Origin of the sequence: Nostoc sp. C057 (genome assembly GCF_013393925.1) — a bacterium.
GTDB classification, from domain to species: Bacteria; Cyanobacteriota; Cyanobacteriia; order Cyanobacteriales; family Nostocaceae; genus Nostoc; species Nostoc muscorum_A.
The window spans coordinates 5,506,356-5,520,995 of the sequence record NZ_CP040281.1; the positions used below are offsets into that span (position 1 = coordinate 5,506,356).

The window sequence follows — 14,640 nt, forward strand, 5'->3', positions numbered from 1 at the left end:
TTTCTGCTTCCTACCTTCAGCCTCCAAATCCGTAGCTTTGTACTTCATACAAAAGAAAACTGCTGTATGACTTTAGCCCACTTAGATATACCCAAAACGTTGATATGTACTATGTTTTGGCTTTTTAGCCGCTATGAGCGTGAATGATACTGCACACAACAATAATTCTACTTTGAATCGGCAAGTATACCACCGCCTGAAACTTGCCCTAAGCCTTGGCTTACGACGACAACTTTTTTTAGCAGTATGTGATGATTTACACCTAAGAAATCAAGTAGCAGCTCGCTTGCATTCTACATTGGCTTATCCTGTTGGACAGGTGCTATATCAGTCATCAAATGCCCAAGAAAATAGCACTCCAGCTTATCCGCGATTAGTCACATTGCGTTTAAATTTAAACGAACCCAATCCCATAGTTCAGATAAATCAATGGTTAGCTAATTATCCACCACCAATTGTTGGAGCATCAAAAGATACCCCTGGAAGACCTTTTCCAGTACCAGCATTTCAGATTGTCGGCGTGGAACATCTCACAAAAGAAACAGTAGCAACACAGCGTTTATTTTTACACTATCTGCGCTTAAGTGAGCAATATTTTTCTACACAAGAATCCAGTCGATTCCTAGAATCTAACCTACTGTTGTGGATACCGCGTCCTTGGTTATCTGCCATCAAGCAATCAGCACCACAATTTTGGCGTTGCCGGACTGGTGTATTTGTGTTTGCTGGAGAACCCACACCCGCGACTCAAAATGCAGGCTATCCAGAACGTTTTTCACCTTCGAGAAACTTGGATTTAGGGAATATTGAGCAGTCGGTTTTAGATAAATCAGTTAACCAAGCAGAACTCAAAACCCCAACCTCTGAGTTCAAGTTTGAGAATAATTCTGGTTTCCCAGCAGAGATACAAGGGAATGGCGTACACAAAACCCAGGAATTTACTAATAGGTCTGGTAGTGGTAAAAATAATCAATCGCTGTTGTCTTTATCTTATGTAAGTAGCGAGTTAACAGAGCTAATAATCGCAACAATTAACGCAAGTAGGGATAAAAATACTGAAAATTATTTACAACCGCAGCAGATTTTGTTGGAGATTGAAGAATTACACGAAAAGCAAGCTTCAGGGGATGTACTGGCAGAAGCTTATCATCGCTTGGGCACTTTATACCGCCTTCGGATTGAGCAAGGAGAGTCAACCCTAGAAAACCTGATGGTGGCAATTATTGCCTATCAGGAGGCTATTAGCTATGACGAAAGCTCACCACAACTTCCAGATATCTTGAATGATTTGGGTACACTCTACTGGATGTTATACCGTACACCACCCAATTCTGAGGAGGGACAAACTTATATAGAGCAGGCAATAGAATTTTATCAGTTGGCATTAAAGATGATTTCACCGCAGACGCATCGGGAAACTTACGCGCGTGTGCAAAATAATTTGGGGACGGCTTATGGTGATTTAGCTCGTTTTTCTCACCCATCTGAAAATTGGCAGCATGCAATATTAGCCTACAATGAAGCACTCAGCTACCGTACAGCCGATATGGATTCATTAAAGTATGCAGCTTGCCAGAATAATTTGGGTACTGCTTACTGGCATCTAGGGCAATACAACCAACCGATTGTGCATTTAAAGAAAGCGATCGCAGCTTACAACGAAGCACTCGTATACTACAACCCCGAAGAGGAACCGCTCAAGTATGGGATGATTCAAAACAACATTGGTACTGCCTGTTGGAATCTGGCACAATATGAGCAACCTGCCCAAAATCTCCTGCTAGCTATTAATGTCTATAGCAAAGCTCTTAAGTATCGCACTCCAGCTAATGTTCCCAGTGCCTGCGCCGCTACACAAAATAATCTAGGTACTGCCTACTGGCACTTAGCGAACCTTTCTCAGACAACTAAAGAGGCACGTCAAAAGTATTTGCAACTATGTATCAGCGCTTATGAAGAGGCTATAGCTTTGGCTCAATCACTTAGCGGTACTCCTTTAAGCTTTGATTTGCTTGCCTCTTATAATAACTTGGCACTAGCGCATTATCAGCTAGTAATAGATAAGTCGTTTAATGGTGACAAAGCAACACATTCTCAACACTTAGAACTAGCTTTAGACTACCATTTGCAAGCCTTAAACGGATTGAGCAAACAATCAGAGGCTTATCAAACAACCTTCACTTATGTGGTGAAAACTATTCGTGCTTTTCATAATGAATTAGGGATACAGGGACAAACTCTAGCTTTATCTAAAGTTCCTAGTCAGTTGTTACCAGAGATTTTGTCAAAGTTATAAGGCATTGAGGAGTAACTTAATATCAACTTGACAATTGCTCAGGGTATCAAGTAAGGTTCTCTGTTCAAGCAGATGTTCTCACTTTTTCGGGTATCTCTATTTCATAACTTTTGTGGATAATAAAAAATTAAACCCCGCCAGCGTAGGTTTAGTTTGTATGGTTCTGTGACTATCAGTACCATAGGTAAATCATTCGTTAAGAAAACGAAAATATTTCCCAATTCCTAGCAAATCAATTTAAAATGGAAGTAAGAGTTCGCAGTTAGCCCATCGCCTCTATGTTAAGGGCTTAGATATGTGGACACAAGTAATAAAACAACACTTAGGAACAAAATGATACTCATTTATGTCGCAAAAATGTCTTGCCTCTGATTTGAGTGACGCACATTGGCAGGATACTAATTTAGAGTTGCGATCGCACAGGCTCCCATAATAAGTGCTTTTATCTTCGGAATACGCTTATAGACAGGTTCAAAAACAGTCAGAAACAAACTCAGTAAATCACCGTCATTAAATACATCACATACACAAAGGAAAACCCTCTTATGGCTCGCTCACATCAATGGAAATCTAGAACTGCTGCACTAATGGCAATAGCCGTTACCGCAAGCGTCGCTAGCCCCCTATTAAGCTTGGCTCCTGCCAATGCACAATACAGAATTGGGCAAGACAGAAATAATAGTCAATATGGAAACGTTACCATTCCTTCTGGGGTTGCTTTTCCTGTCACCTACGAGAAAGAGACTATTACTATTGCTCCTGGGGAAAGTAAATCTATAACCTTGAGAATAGCCAATGACATTATCGACAGAAATAGAAATGTCTTAATTCCTGCTGGAACTAAAGTAAATGGACGGCTAGAATCTGTTGACTTAGATAATTATTCAAGAAATACAGATGACAACCAAGGAAAAGGCGTGCGGTTTGTCGCTCAAGAATTAGAATTTTCTAATGGTCAGCGTCAGTCGATTAATGCAACTTCTCGGACATACACCACAACTCAAAAAGTTTCACAGGGCCCTAGCACTGGTCAGGTTTTAACTGATGCAGCTATTGGTGGAGGCGCTGGTCTTTTAGGTTCACTAATTACTGGTAACAACAGAATTGATGATTTAAAACCTGTTATTGGTGCGGCTGCGGGTGCAGGTGCAAGTGTCCTATTACGGAAAAAAGAAGCAAATGTGTTTGTCATCAGACCCGCACAAGATTTAAGGCTCACACTGAATTCTAATTTGAATTTAGTACCACGCTCGCGCTACTAGATTTAACTCTATTCAAGTCGTGACTTTAATCACCCCTCATAGGCGATCGCCACTTTAACTAGAGTGTGCGATCGCCTTCATTTTTAGACCTAAAAAATTCTATTTAATAGCAACTATCATATCTCTATATCGTCTTCATCACCATCGATATTTATTGGAATACTTATTGAAGTATGCTATTGAAGGAAAGAGCTAGGAAAGTCATCTCTATTTTATTCTCTATCTAAAAGAGTATTCAAAATTACCTAATATCCTGATATTTTTTCTCAAGTAGTGTATAAAAGAGCATTTTATTATGGTAAGTAAAAGTTTAATTTTAAGCACATCTCTTGCAATTCCCGTGGTGTTAATTCTTTTGACTCAGGGAGAAAAGATAAAAGTATCTTTAGTTGAAAATGCCCCTCAGATATCCACTAACAACGAAATTAGCCTATCTAGCAACAAGCTAATTAGCGCGAATTCAACACCGAAAACATACTATGTTAGTGGTAATGGAAACGACAAAAATAGCGGACTTTCTACTTCATCCGCATTTAGGACAATTCAGAAAGCAGCAGACCTTACCAACCCTGGTGATACAGTATTGATTATGAATGGAGTCTACAAAAATGTAGCCAAAGCTTTGAGTGTAGTAAGTATTAAACGTTCTGGAACTGCAAATGCCTGGATTAGGTATAAAGCATATCCTGGACATTTCCCAAAAATTCAGCACAATACATGGAGCGGTATTCTAATTTCAAGTGGAGCTTCATATATTGAGATCAACGGACTGGAGGTTATAGGGAATAATGCCAATATAACTCTTGATTATGCGATGAGTGAGAAGAATAACAGACAAAACCCACTCACGAGTGGAAACTGCATCAGCATTGACGGACGAACCAGTGGTCATGTTCATCACATCCGTATTCTGAACAATAAAGTGCATGACTGTGGAGGAGCAGGTATTTCAGCGATTCAATCAGATTATGTGACAGTAGATAATAACGTAGTTTTCAATAATGCCTGGTATGGTGTTTATGGTGCTAGTGGTATTTCAATGTTGAATAATTGGAATTCTGACAAAAACCAGGGATACAAAATGTTTGTTACCAACAACAAGGCTTACAACAATCGTATGTACATCCCTTGGATTGCAGTTGGAAAGATCACAGATGGGAATGGTATTATTATTGATACTACAAGAAACGATCAGAATAACTCAAAACTGGGCGCATATCAAGGACGCACTTTAGTTAAAAACAATCTGACATTTAATAATGGTGGCTCAGGTATTCATACATTCTTAAGCGATCATGTTGATATTGTAAATAACACTGCTGTTTTAAATAATCAAAGCCCTGAAATTAAAGATGGGCAAATATTTGCTAATGTATCATCTGATGTCAGGATTTTAAACAATATTCTCTATGCTTACCCTGGCAAAGATATTAATAGTAACAATAAAAATAAAAACGTTGTTTATGATTATAATATATACCTTAATGTTTCTAAAATAAGTGTTAAGGGAACTCACGATATTGTTGCAGATTCACAGGTTTTAAAAAAATATCCTACTATCGAAAAAATATCTAATGATTGGAAATCGCGACTAGATAAACAAAATCCACCAACACGGATTTATGTAGAGTCTAACTCCGCAGGTTTTGTTTGTGAGTCAGTAACTTATAGTTTACAAGGGAAACCTATCCAAGCGGGATGCTCCCCGCAATCTTTAGCTCAAATTGCTTTTTCTGATGTTTCATCTAACTATTGGGCGGCACAATTTATTCAACAATTGTCACAGCGTGGTGTAATTGCTGGATTTCCTGATGGTAGATTCCGCCCTGAAGAACCGGTGACACGCGCTCAATTTGCCGCTATGGTCAACAAAGCTTTCCCTAAATCACAGCAGAGGCAGGCGATCAATTTTGCTGACGTGCCTAGCAACTATTGGGCATACAGTGCAATTGGGCAAGCCTATACCATTGGTTTTTTATCTGGATATCCCGGTAATCGGTTTCAACCTAATCAAGCTATTCCCCGCCAGCAGGTTTTGGTTTCCCTTGCCAACGGTCTGGGATATACTTCTGGTGGCAATACCGAAAACACTCTGAAATATTTCAACGATGCCTCTAACATCGCTAGCTATGCCCGTAGCCCGATCGCAGCCGCAACCCAAAAGCAAATTGTGGTGAACTATCCTAATGTGAAGTCCCTGAATCCAACCGCAACCGCAACTCGCGCCCAGGTAGCAGCTTTTATCTACCAAGCACTGGTTAGTTCTAAGCAAGCCTCAGCAATTAACTCGCCTTATGTCGTGTCAAACCTCAGCAATTAACTGCCTAATCAACAATTATCCATGTCTATAATCATTGCTGGAGAACGTAGTGGGGTAGGCAAGACAACAGTCACGCTTACCCTTTTAGCATCTTTACGCCGACGCGATCGCTTGGTGCAATCTTTCAAGGTAGGCCCAGACTACATCGATCCGATGTTTCATCAACACGTAACTGGTCGTCCTTGTCGCAACTTAGACCCAGTGTTGACTTCAGAAACCTACGTTCAGCAATGTTTTGCCCGTCATAGTCAATTGACTGAATATGCCCTAGTAGAAGGGGTAATGGGATTATTTGATGGAATTTCGTCATTGGTCATTAGTTCTTTGTCTTCTGCAAATGACAAAGGAAAAATTACTGACTTTGCAAGTACGGCACACATTGCACGGCTTTTAGATTTACCTGTGGTGTTGGTGATTGATTGCAGTCGCTTGTCTGGTTCTGTCGCTGCGATCGCTCACGGCTACCAATCTATTGACCCCCGAATTAAAATAGCCGGGGTAGTATTAAATCGCGTGGGAAGCGATCGCCACCTCTCTCTCCTTAAAGATGCCCTAAAACCCTTAGAATTACCGATTCTCGGCGTGTTGCGTCGTCAAGATAACATCACAATTCCCGATCGCCATTTGGGTTTAGTCCCTACAGCAGAACTTACTGAACTCAACGCTTTAATTGATCGCCTCGCCGATTTAGGAGATACTTGCTTCGATTGGCAAAACTTATTACCCCTGTTAAAATCACAACCTCTCCCTCCTCCCCCTAATCCGCCTCATTCTCCCTCCTCCATCAGAATTGCAGTCGCGCGCGATCGCGCTTTTAATTTTTATTACCAAGACAATCTCGATTTGCTGCAACAACTTGGTGCAGAACTGGTTTTCTGGAGTCCATTAGAAGACGCTGCAATACCAAAAGATGTCCAGGGAATGTATTTTGGCGGAGGTTTCCCAGAAGTTTTTGCCCAGCAACTAGCAGAAAATACCAGCGTTCGTGATGGAGTGAAAACAGCAATTCTCCAAGGAATGCCTGCGATCGCTGAATGCGGAGGATTAATGTATTTATGTGAGCAAATTATCGATTTTGAGGGTAAATCTTGGGCGATGACGGGAGTTTTACCGACATCTGCTGTTATGGGTGCGCGTTTAACTCTGGGGTATCGTCGTGCAGTAGCTTTGCAAGATAATCTGTTAGTGAAAGCAGGTACAGCTGTTCACGGACATGAATTTCATCGTTCCCATTTAACCTTAACTCCCACTAAGCCCCTATTTGAAACTTCTCGCTACGATTGTGATGAAAATATGGGATGCGAGGGATGGGGTTTACCTGCAAATGTTCATGCTTCTTATGTTCATCTGCATTGGGGAAAAAGTAGAGAAATTCCCGAACAGTTTCTTAAAGAATGTAGAACTTACACATCATAGACCCCCCAATACCCCAATACAGTCCGGTTAAAGGGGAAAAGATTTTGAATATATTCTTTTAACGTGAGTTCGATAAATTCATATCGTCATTTAACTTGCGAATCAGACGGGATAACTCACGAATGATATTCACCGCAATTTCAGGAGTTTCTTCGATCGCATCATACAATTGTTCTTGCGTCAGTTCCAAAAATTCGCAAGGTTCCAAAGTTGTTGCAGTGGCAGAACGAGGTTGAGTATCAAATACTGCCATCTCACCAAAATATTTTCCCTGATCCACCTCTGCAAGTTGTTTATTGCCAATGTGAACTTTAACTCGGCCTGAAACGACAATGTAGAGCGATCGCCCTTCTTCTCCTTGGCGAAAGATGGTGTAATTAGCTGGAAATGACAGTTCGTTCATCACTGAAGTGAGCCGCACAATAAAATCATCCCGCAATTCCTTAAAAATCGGGACTCGCCGGACAAATAATAAACGGTCAACACTGGTTAGCATAATTACAAGTTAAACATAAAAAATTACTGTAAATTTTAAACCTGAAGGCAGAGCGCAATTAGTCATATTAACCGATGTTGAACGCTAGCCGCCAAGAATATCTCAAACTTTAGCCTGTGTTTGATCTGACTTTTCCCGTTATGTGAAAAGTCCACCAAAAACCTAAACTCCTCCTTCCCGACGCGGGAAGAGGGAAAATTCAAAGTCTCTCTCCTTTTAGGAGAGAGATTTAGAGAGAGGTTTTCCAGATGCCGTGAACAGTCAGGTCTTTGATACGAGCGATGCCTACGGCGGTAAACTACGCTCTTAAACTTCTCAGATAGTAACTCAGTATGAAGCTTAACCAACTGCCAGTCTAGGGGAAAGTAGTTTTGTTAAAAACCTTGCCAGCCCCGCTAAAGCAACACCTATAAAACAGACTGTTTATCAATCACCTTTATTTATCGTTTTAAAAAACAAGAGTATTTGCTCTTATATGGTTGCAAGCCATAATATTGATTTCATTAGCTCCAAGGTACCTTGCTGAGAAAAAATCACCAATTTGATTAGAGGCAATCGCCTCTAAAAACTGGGGAACTGGCTGATGACTAGCGAACCTCAATTGGCTGTCATTAGGTAAAACAGTCACAAAATCTCCTTATCTACCCTCACCGCGAGGTGCAGAGAAGGACTAGGAAATAACAGCATTGAATTATCGTGAGCAACAATTATGAGTTGGCTAATTAGTACATTATTTATTGGAATCTCTGTCGCTTTTGCCACCACCTTTGACGACAATTTATATTTGACAGCTTTTTTTGGAAAAGTCAATCGCAGCTTTCGTCCTAAGCATATTATTATCGGTGAATTTCTGGGATTTACTACCTTAGTATGCGCTAGTCTCCCCGGTTTCTTCGGTGGTCTTCTGATTCCTAGCACCTGGATCGGATTACTAGGTTTGCTTCCCATCGCTATTGGTATCAGTAATTTCATCAGTCGAGAAGAGGAAGGAGAGACAGTGCAAGCTGTGTCAGTTGAATTAAAGTCTCCTCTTAAATCTGAACGCCAGAATAAATCATTATTAGCAACCATCCGCGATCCTCAAACCTACCGCGTTTCTGCTGTCACCATTGCCAATGGAGGAAACAACATTGGGATCTATGTACCGTTGTTTGCTAGTAGTAATCTTCCAAGTTTGAGTGTAATTTTGTGTGTTTGTTATTTCAGTATTGGGGCGTGGTGTTTCCTTTCTTACAACCTGACTCGTAATCCTCTGATGACCCCCGTTTTAACCCGCTTCGGCCGAAAAGTCTTCCCATTTGTCTTAATTTACCTGGGACTTTCTATCTTAATTAAAAGTGAATCATATCGACTGTTACCTAGTCTGGCAATGCTTTCTAATTAGGAATTACACCTGAACTGAAAACTTGTTACTTGGGGATGCGATGTCTACGACGGGCTACGCCTACGCAGATGGGTGCTATTCCCTGACATAACCAAACAATCACCTGAGCGTTTTCCATCCAAAAAGATTTTTTAATCACTTGAATTTATCAACTTGAATAAAAATAATATTTGATCTTATCAATCAATTTATCTAAAGTGAGAATAAAGCACATTATTGATGGCTCTTATAAAAGTAAACCCACTACTACGAATAATGATAGGAAGGAACTCATGAATCAATCAAATTCCAAAAAACTAGCTCGGTGGATTGTAACAGCAGTATTTGTGGTACTTGTAGCAGGATTTTCGCTCCTTGACCAGCAAGCAGTTAAAGCTCAAACATTAACAACATCCATACCTACTGAGTCTGAACTAGCTCCAATCACATCTCCCGTTACAACACCAATGGAGTCTGAACTAGCTCCAGTCATACCTCCGGTTACACCGCCAATAGAATCTGTAACTTCCCCAGTTATACCTCCAGTTGTATCTGTAGCAACCAATGTTAGACATTTATTACAAACTAATGAATGTGTTGGATGTAACCTAACTGGAGCAATGCTTAAGGATGCCAATCTGCAAGCGGCAAATTTAGAGGGTGCTAACTTACAAAATGCAGACTTAGAAAGGGCTAACCTACAGCAAACAAACTTAAAAGGGGCAAACTTTCAAGGAGCAGATTTAGGTAAGGTAAACCTTTTGGGAGCAAACCTTGTGGGAGCAAACCTATTTGATGCAGACTTAGAAAAAGCCAACCTGTTGGGAGCAAATCTGCAAATGGCTAACTTACAGGGCGCAGACTTGGAAAAGACAAATCTCACAAATGCAAACATCCAGGGGATTAACCTGATGGGGGTTGATTTGGAAGATGCGATCAGACCTGAAGGATTCACTGTTCAGTGATTAAACTGAAGTTCTGAGTGTAAATTTAACAAAAACCTCAAAAGCCTGATTCAGTAATGAATACAGGCTTTTATTTTTAAAGGTTTGTACTCATATAATTGTCGGAATTTGCGATCGCCACAATAGTAGATAAAGGCACGTCAGCAAAATACTGTTGCTGAAATTGTTCTTCTCGGACAGCAGCTAAAAACCTTGCCACCGCTTCATCAACAAGGTTTTCTGCCCTATCACTCGGATGCCAGGTAATTTGTAAATAATTGTCTTGTCGTTTGACTGTGAACCCTAAATGTTTTAAGGCTTTAATTCCTACAAGTAAAGTTTGGTCGCTGATGCCGATTTTCTCTAAAAGTTGGACACGGGTAACTGGTTGATTTGTGCGACTGAGATATTTGGCAATTCCGACAAGAGTCAGCCAAATTTGATTGGGTGGTTGGTGGTTGGGTTTAGACCAAGCGATCGCTAATTGTTGCTGATTGGAAAGCGTAGATGCGGAGCGGCTTATCGCTAGACATCGCCGCAACCATAGGCGTAAATTATCCCAACTTGTGGGACAATCTTCAAGAATCAACGCTAAGTCTTGAGTTGTGTTAGCCGTAGCCTGTGAGTATTCCTGATTCCGTAAGTCTAAAATTAGTGGTGAGTGTTGAGTGTTAAGTGCTGAGTTAACACTGGGACGAACAGCTATTAATCTGATTTCATAACGTTTTTTAAAGGTGTTGTAGTCTAATTCAGCTATGCAATCACACCTTCCTATGGGCAATTCATCTTTGTAGTGTCCCCACCATAAGCCAGGAAAAGCACTTCTACCAGAATCATCCCGAATATCAAACTCAGTTTTAATGTACTGTACCTTTTTCCCTTGCCAATCCTGCTGATTACGATGCCAAGCATTTTCAAACCAGCAGTTTTGAATTAGCAACTTCGGAACAGGATTACCCATTCCACAAGGTTCTAGCACTTTCAGTTCTAAAAATAACTCTTTTCCCAAGTCTGCAACTGTTACCGTCAAGTCTGCTTGCACGGTTGGCGTTAGGGTTGTACTACCTAAAGATTGCCGCAACTGCTGATTAATCGCTGCTGTAAATAAAGGAATATTCTCTACTAACAAACTCAACCCGGCTGCAAAGGGATGTCCGCCAAAGCGATGTAACAAATGTGCTTGGTCTTTCACAAGTTGGTATAAATCGACGGAGTTCACCGAACGGGCGGAACCACGGGCGAGGGGAGGGGATGAGGGGGATGAGGAGGATGAGGAAGTAAGATTTTCTCCCTCATCTCCCCCATCTCCCTCATCTCCCCCTGCTATTTCTGTACTTAACAAAATAGTCGGGCGACCTGTTTCTTGTGCTACCTGTCCAGCAACTAAGCCCAACACACCCGCAGGCCATTGGGCATCTTCTAGAACGATGACGCTAGTAGTTGATAAGTCTAATTGAGTAAGTTTTTGTGCTACTTGCGCTTGCACATCTTTTTGCAAAGATTTGCGCCTGGTGTTTGCAAGTTCTGTAACTTCGGCTAATTCATTACAACGTTTGACATCTCGACTGGTTAATAATTCAACGCAAAAACTGGCATCACCTTGGATGCGGCTAACGGCGTTAATTCTTGGCCCTAAACCAAAGGAAATATCTGTGGGGCGATCGCCACTTTTCTGGCACAATTCTAATAATCGCCCCACTCCCGGACGACGACGCGCTGCTGGTGGCTGTTTAAAATCTTCTTGCAGTCGTTGAATTCCCAACTGTGCTAGATAGCGACAATCTCCACTTAACTGCACTAAGTCGGCAATTAATCCTACTGCTACTAAATCTAATAAATCCTCTAACGGATGTTTTGCAACATTAGGCAGACTTTGATATAACGCTTCGACTAACTTATAAGCTACAGCTACCCCAGAAAGATTAAATAGCTGATGTTCCCTTGAAAAATAGCGGGGATTGATAATTGCTGCGACGGGTGGGCGTTCGGTGGGTAAAGTGTGATGGTCTGTAACTATTACATCTATGCCTAGCTGTTTAGCGTAGATAATTTCCTCAATATTTGTGCTGCCAGTATCGCAAGTAACAATTAATTTGCAACCTTGTTTTGCTAGGTTATCAATCCCTTGATTATTGAGTCCGTGAGATTCTTTCAGGCGATTGGGAATATAGAAAATTAACTGAGTATTTTGTTTAAAAAATTGCCCTAATCCATCCCAAAGTACAGATGTAGCGGTAATCCCATCAGCATCAAAGTCTCCCCAGATAGCTATTTTTTCTTTAGCGTTATATGCATGTTGCAACCGTGCGATCGCTAACTGCATTTCCTGCCCAAACTCAAAGGGACTCGCTGGTTGATAAGCTTTATAGTTAATAAAAGCTGTTAATTGTTGATTATCTTTAATTCCCCGTTGCCACAACAATTGTGCTGCATATATTCCACTTGATGCGGGTGTATGCTGTTTCACCGCTTGGATGAACCACTCCGGGGGTTGTTCGGTTGCTGTTATAGTCCACTGCTGTTGTTCTGGCATGATTAAATCGGGGATTGATCCTCGGTTGTTTGAGATTCACCTGCTAGGGGATTAAGGACTACTTCATTGGCGACGCTATCAGCTTTCCGGGCGCGAATTGCCGGACGCGATCGCTTGTAACCTGCTCTTTCAGCTTTTTGGTGTTCATAATCAATCAATCTGCCATAATATTCATGCTTGCTTAAATTCATCGACAAGAAAATATGCTGGCGAGTATTACCAAAACCCTTGCGGTTAAAAAACTTTAAGGCTGAAGTATTGGTGGGATCGGTATCTACCAGCATAAACCGTGCGCCATCTTCAATCATTCGGGCGACGACTTTATCCACCAATTTGTCTGCTACTCCCCGACGCTGATACTTCGGGCTAACTCCCAACCATAAAATGTATCCATAAGTCCAGGATGCTTTGGTAATGATAGTTCCCAAAATGAATCCTGCTAATTCCCCGTCAGTTTCGGCCACAAGACAATATTCAGGATCGGTATTGTAAAGTCCAATCACCTCCCATTCATCCCATGTACGGTATAAATAAGGATATAAATCGCTGGTAAATAACCCTTCTCCCAAGTGGTAAACGGGAGCAATGTCATCAATTCCTAATTCGCGGACATAAATGGCTTCAGTTTCGTCAAAAGTTGACATAAATTTAGAAGTTGTAATTTTTTTATATCCCTATTGGACTTGACAAATATCCGTTAATGTATGGGGTTGAGTGAGATTTCTTGAATGCTGTCAAAATTGGGCAATGAGTCTTTCACTGCTTCTTCGGGAACTTGTGTGCGCTCGCACCGTTTGGCAAACTGACAATAATCACAGGTTTTTCTACCCTCCGCCACTTGAGGAAACTGCTGGTTATTTTGGTAATCTTCCAGCCAATTAGTTAACTGGCTTAACAGTTGATTAAGTTTCTTTGCTATTTTTGTATGTTGAACGGTATTGTAATTAAATTTAATATTTTGCGGCTTACCTTCAGATTGGACAAACCAGTAAGTCATGGAAATATTTTCTGGCGAATAATCGCTAGTTTCTGCTAATAGATAGAGATAAAGCCGTGTTTGCCAGTTGGATTCTAACTCGCGTTTATTGGGTGGTTTAGGATAAGTTTTCCAGTCGAGAATTTGCGCTTGTTGGTTATCTGCAATCAATAAATCATAGACAACCGTCAGCAAATAATCTTGAACTTGCAGGGTGCGGTAGTGTTCACTTTCACGGAAAGTTTGATTATCAGATGCAGCCGTTAAAATTTCAGGTGCGGCATCAGCAAAACCTAGCATCCAGCTTTGCAGTTTAGCATCTGCTTGCAAAAAACTGTCAATTGGCAAACCCATTTCTCGCTGCTGCATTAGCAAGTGAAAACGACTACCCAAAGTTTGCCGTTCTTCTTGTTCTGGATTTGAGGGCGAATTGAGTTTTTCTAAATAGGTATGTTGAAATTTACGCGGACAAGCTTCTAGTAAGTTGAGTTGTCCTTGAGACAGTCGCAGTAGTTGAGTGGGAGTTAACAGCATTCTTCTATTTTAGAAGTTAAAAGGGCGAATGACCTCTGCCCTAGCTCTAAGTTGACACCCAAACAATAACTGCTATAGTTCTCATATCTATTATTTCAACTCTTCATCATCTGCCTCATCTTGGTGATTAAAATGTCTCGTTTTTCCTTGGGACTTGATGGAGCCAAGCAATCAAGCGCGAGTTAGTTTCCCTAGAAGAATTGCTAGATGATATTGTGCGTCCCTTGCCCAAAAGGGAAGTACTTGAAGCGATCGCTAATTGAACAAAGAACTGCACTTTTCTCCCTCCAGTCTGTGGTGATGAAATACATGACTGACCGATTAATTGAACAGGTTTATCACAAAATTACTACCGGGGATATTAGGCTACTTATAAGCTATTTACTTGTACCTGGACATAACGGTTCGGTATAAATCATAGGACTTACGCAAACAATAGTTAAAACCCTGATTCTCAATTAGGGGCAATTCATGAATTGTCCCTACCGTGTGTAGTTTTG

11 protein-coding genes and 1 pseudogene are annotated in these 14,640 nt (G+C 41.0%); 7 read left to right on the top strand and 5 right to left on the bottom strand.

The annotated features are described in order from the left end of the window. Window positions 1–133: 133 nt before the first annotated feature. The 4 genes and pseudogenes from FD724_RS23520 (at window position 134) to FD724_RS23535 (ending at window position 7,294) form a co-directional block, all read left to right on the top strand. Complete coding sequence (locus FD724_RS23520; protein WP_179074288.1) at window positions 134–2,296, top strand: tetratricopeptide repeat protein; 2,163 nt, start codon at window positions 134–136, stop codon at window positions 2,294–2,296. A 545-nt stretch (window positions 2,297–2,841) separates the two neighbouring features. After that, complete coding sequence (locus FD724_RS23525) at window positions 2,842–3,558, top strand: conjugal transfer protein TrbI (RefSeq protein WP_179074289.1); 717 nt, start codon at window positions 2,842–2,844, stop codon at window positions 3,556–3,558. A 1,687-nt stretch (window positions 3,559–5,245) separates the two neighbouring features. Next, window positions 5,246–5,863 (top strand): annotated as a pseudogene (locus FD724_RS23530) (S-layer homology domain-containing protein); the annotation flags it as partial. A gap of 36 nt (window positions 5,864–5,899) precedes the next feature. Beyond that, complete coding sequence (locus FD724_RS23535) at window positions 5,900–7,294, top strand: cobyrinate a,c-diamide synthase (protein ID WP_179074290.1); 1,395 nt, start codon at window positions 5,900–5,902, stop codon at window positions 7,292–7,294. Between the two features lie 58 nt (window positions 7,295–7,352). Here FD724_RS23535 and FD724_RS23540 read toward each other — a convergent pair whose 3' ends face one another. Together FD724_RS23540 and FD724_RS40380 are read right to left on the bottom strand one after the other, a co-directional pair. Beyond that, window positions 7,353–7,790 carry a cyclic nucleotide-binding domain-containing protein gene (locus tag FD724_RS23540; protein ID WP_179074291.1) on the bottom strand — a complete coding sequence of 146 codons (438 nt, stop codon included), beginning with the start codon at window positions 7,788–7,790 and terminating at the stop codon, window positions 7,353–7,355. Between the two features lie 448 nt (window positions 7,791–8,238). Further along, complete coding sequence (locus tag FD724_RS40380) at window positions 8,239–8,418, bottom strand: hypothetical protein (RefSeq protein ID WP_218651473.1); 180 nt, start codon at window positions 8,416–8,418, stop codon at window positions 8,239–8,241. Between the two features lie 81 nt (window positions 8,419–8,499). Here FD724_RS40380 and FD724_RS23545 point away from each other — a divergent pair, with 81 nt between their 5' ends. Beyond that, entirely contained in the window at window positions 8,500–9,174 is a 675-nt protein-coding gene (locus FD724_RS23545; RefSeq protein ID WP_179074292.1) for a cadmium resistance transporter, read from the top strand. A 272-nt stretch (window positions 9,175–9,446) separates the two neighbouring features. Beyond that, window positions 9,447–10,118 (top strand): pentapeptide repeat-containing protein, encoded by a 672-nt coding sequence (locus tag FD724_RS23550; RefSeq protein WP_179074293.1) that lies wholly within the window; start codon window positions 9,447–9,449, stop codon window positions 10,116–10,118. Between the two features lie 76 nt (window positions 10,119–10,194). Here the strand turns inward: FD724_RS23550 and FD724_RS23555 are convergent, their stop codons facing one another. Genes FD724_RS23555 through FD724_RS23565 form a run of 3 tightly spaced genes read right to left on the bottom strand, consistent with a single transcriptional unit; the run spans window position 10,195 to window position 14,140 of the window. Next, window positions 10,195–12,630, bottom strand: coding sequence for a DHH family phosphoesterase (locus tag FD724_RS23555; RefSeq protein ID WP_179074294.1), 2,436 nt, complete (start codon window positions 12,628–12,630; stop codon window positions 10,195–10,197). 2 nt (window positions 12,631–12,632) lie between these two features. After that, window positions 12,633–13,274, bottom strand: a complete 642-nt coding sequence (locus FD724_RS23560) for a GNAT family N-acetyltransferase (RefSeq protein ID WP_114081863.1) — start codon at window positions 13,272–13,274, stop codon at window positions 12,633–12,635. A 53-nt stretch (window positions 13,275–13,327) separates the two neighbouring features. Then, a complete protein-coding gene (locus FD724_RS23565; protein WP_179074295.1) occupies window positions 13,328–14,140 on the bottom strand; it encodes a PD-(D/E)XK nuclease family protein in 813 nt (270 codons plus the stop codon). Between the two features lie 207 nt (window positions 14,141–14,347). On the opposite strand from FD724_RS23565, the gene FD724_RS23570 reads away from it, so the two are divergent. Continuing rightward, window positions 14,348–14,554 (top strand): hypothetical protein, encoded by a 207-nt coding sequence (locus tag FD724_RS23570; protein WP_179074296.1) that lies wholly within the window; start codon window positions 14,348–14,350, stop codon window positions 14,552–14,554. Window positions 14,555–14,640: the final 86 nt, after the last annotated feature.

Coding starts and splice junctions, on each gene's coding strand:
- FD724_RS23550 (WP_179074293.1), top strand. CDS start 9,447: ATGAATCAATCAAATTCCAAAAAACTAGCTCGGTGGATTGTAACAGCA.
- FD724_RS23545 (WP_179074292.1), top strand. CDS start 8,500: ATGAGTTGGCTAATTAGTACATTATTTATTGGAATCTCTGTCGCTTTT.
- FD724_RS23555 (WP_179074294.1), bottom strand. CDS start 12,630: ATGCCAGAACAACAGCAGTGGACTATAACAGCAACCGAACAACCCCCG.
- FD724_RS23565 (WP_179074295.1), bottom strand. CDS start 14,140: ATGCTGTTAACTCCCACTCAACTACTGCGACTGTCTCAAGGACAACTC.
- FD724_RS23525 (WP_179074289.1), top strand. CDS start 2,842: ATGGCTCGCTCACATCAATGGAAATCTAGAACTGCTGCACTAATGGCA.
- FD724_RS23520 (WP_179074288.1), top strand. CDS start 134: ATGAGCGTGAATGATACTGCACACAACAATAATTCTACTTTGAATCGG.
- FD724_RS23560 (WP_114081863.1), bottom strand. CDS start 13,274: ATGTCAACTTTTGACGAAACTGAAGCCATTTATGTCCGCGAATTAGGA.
- FD724_RS23570 (WP_179074296.1), top strand. CDS start 14,348: ATGATATTGTGCGTCCCTTGCCCAAAAGGGAAGTACTTGAAGCGATCG.
- FD724_RS23540 (WP_179074291.1), bottom strand. CDS start 7,790: ATGCTAACCAGTGTTGACCGTTTATTATTTGTCCGGCGAGTCCCGATT.
- FD724_RS23535 (WP_179074290.1), top strand. CDS start 5,900: ATGTCTATAATCATTGCTGGAGAACGTAGTGGGGTAGGCAAGACAACA.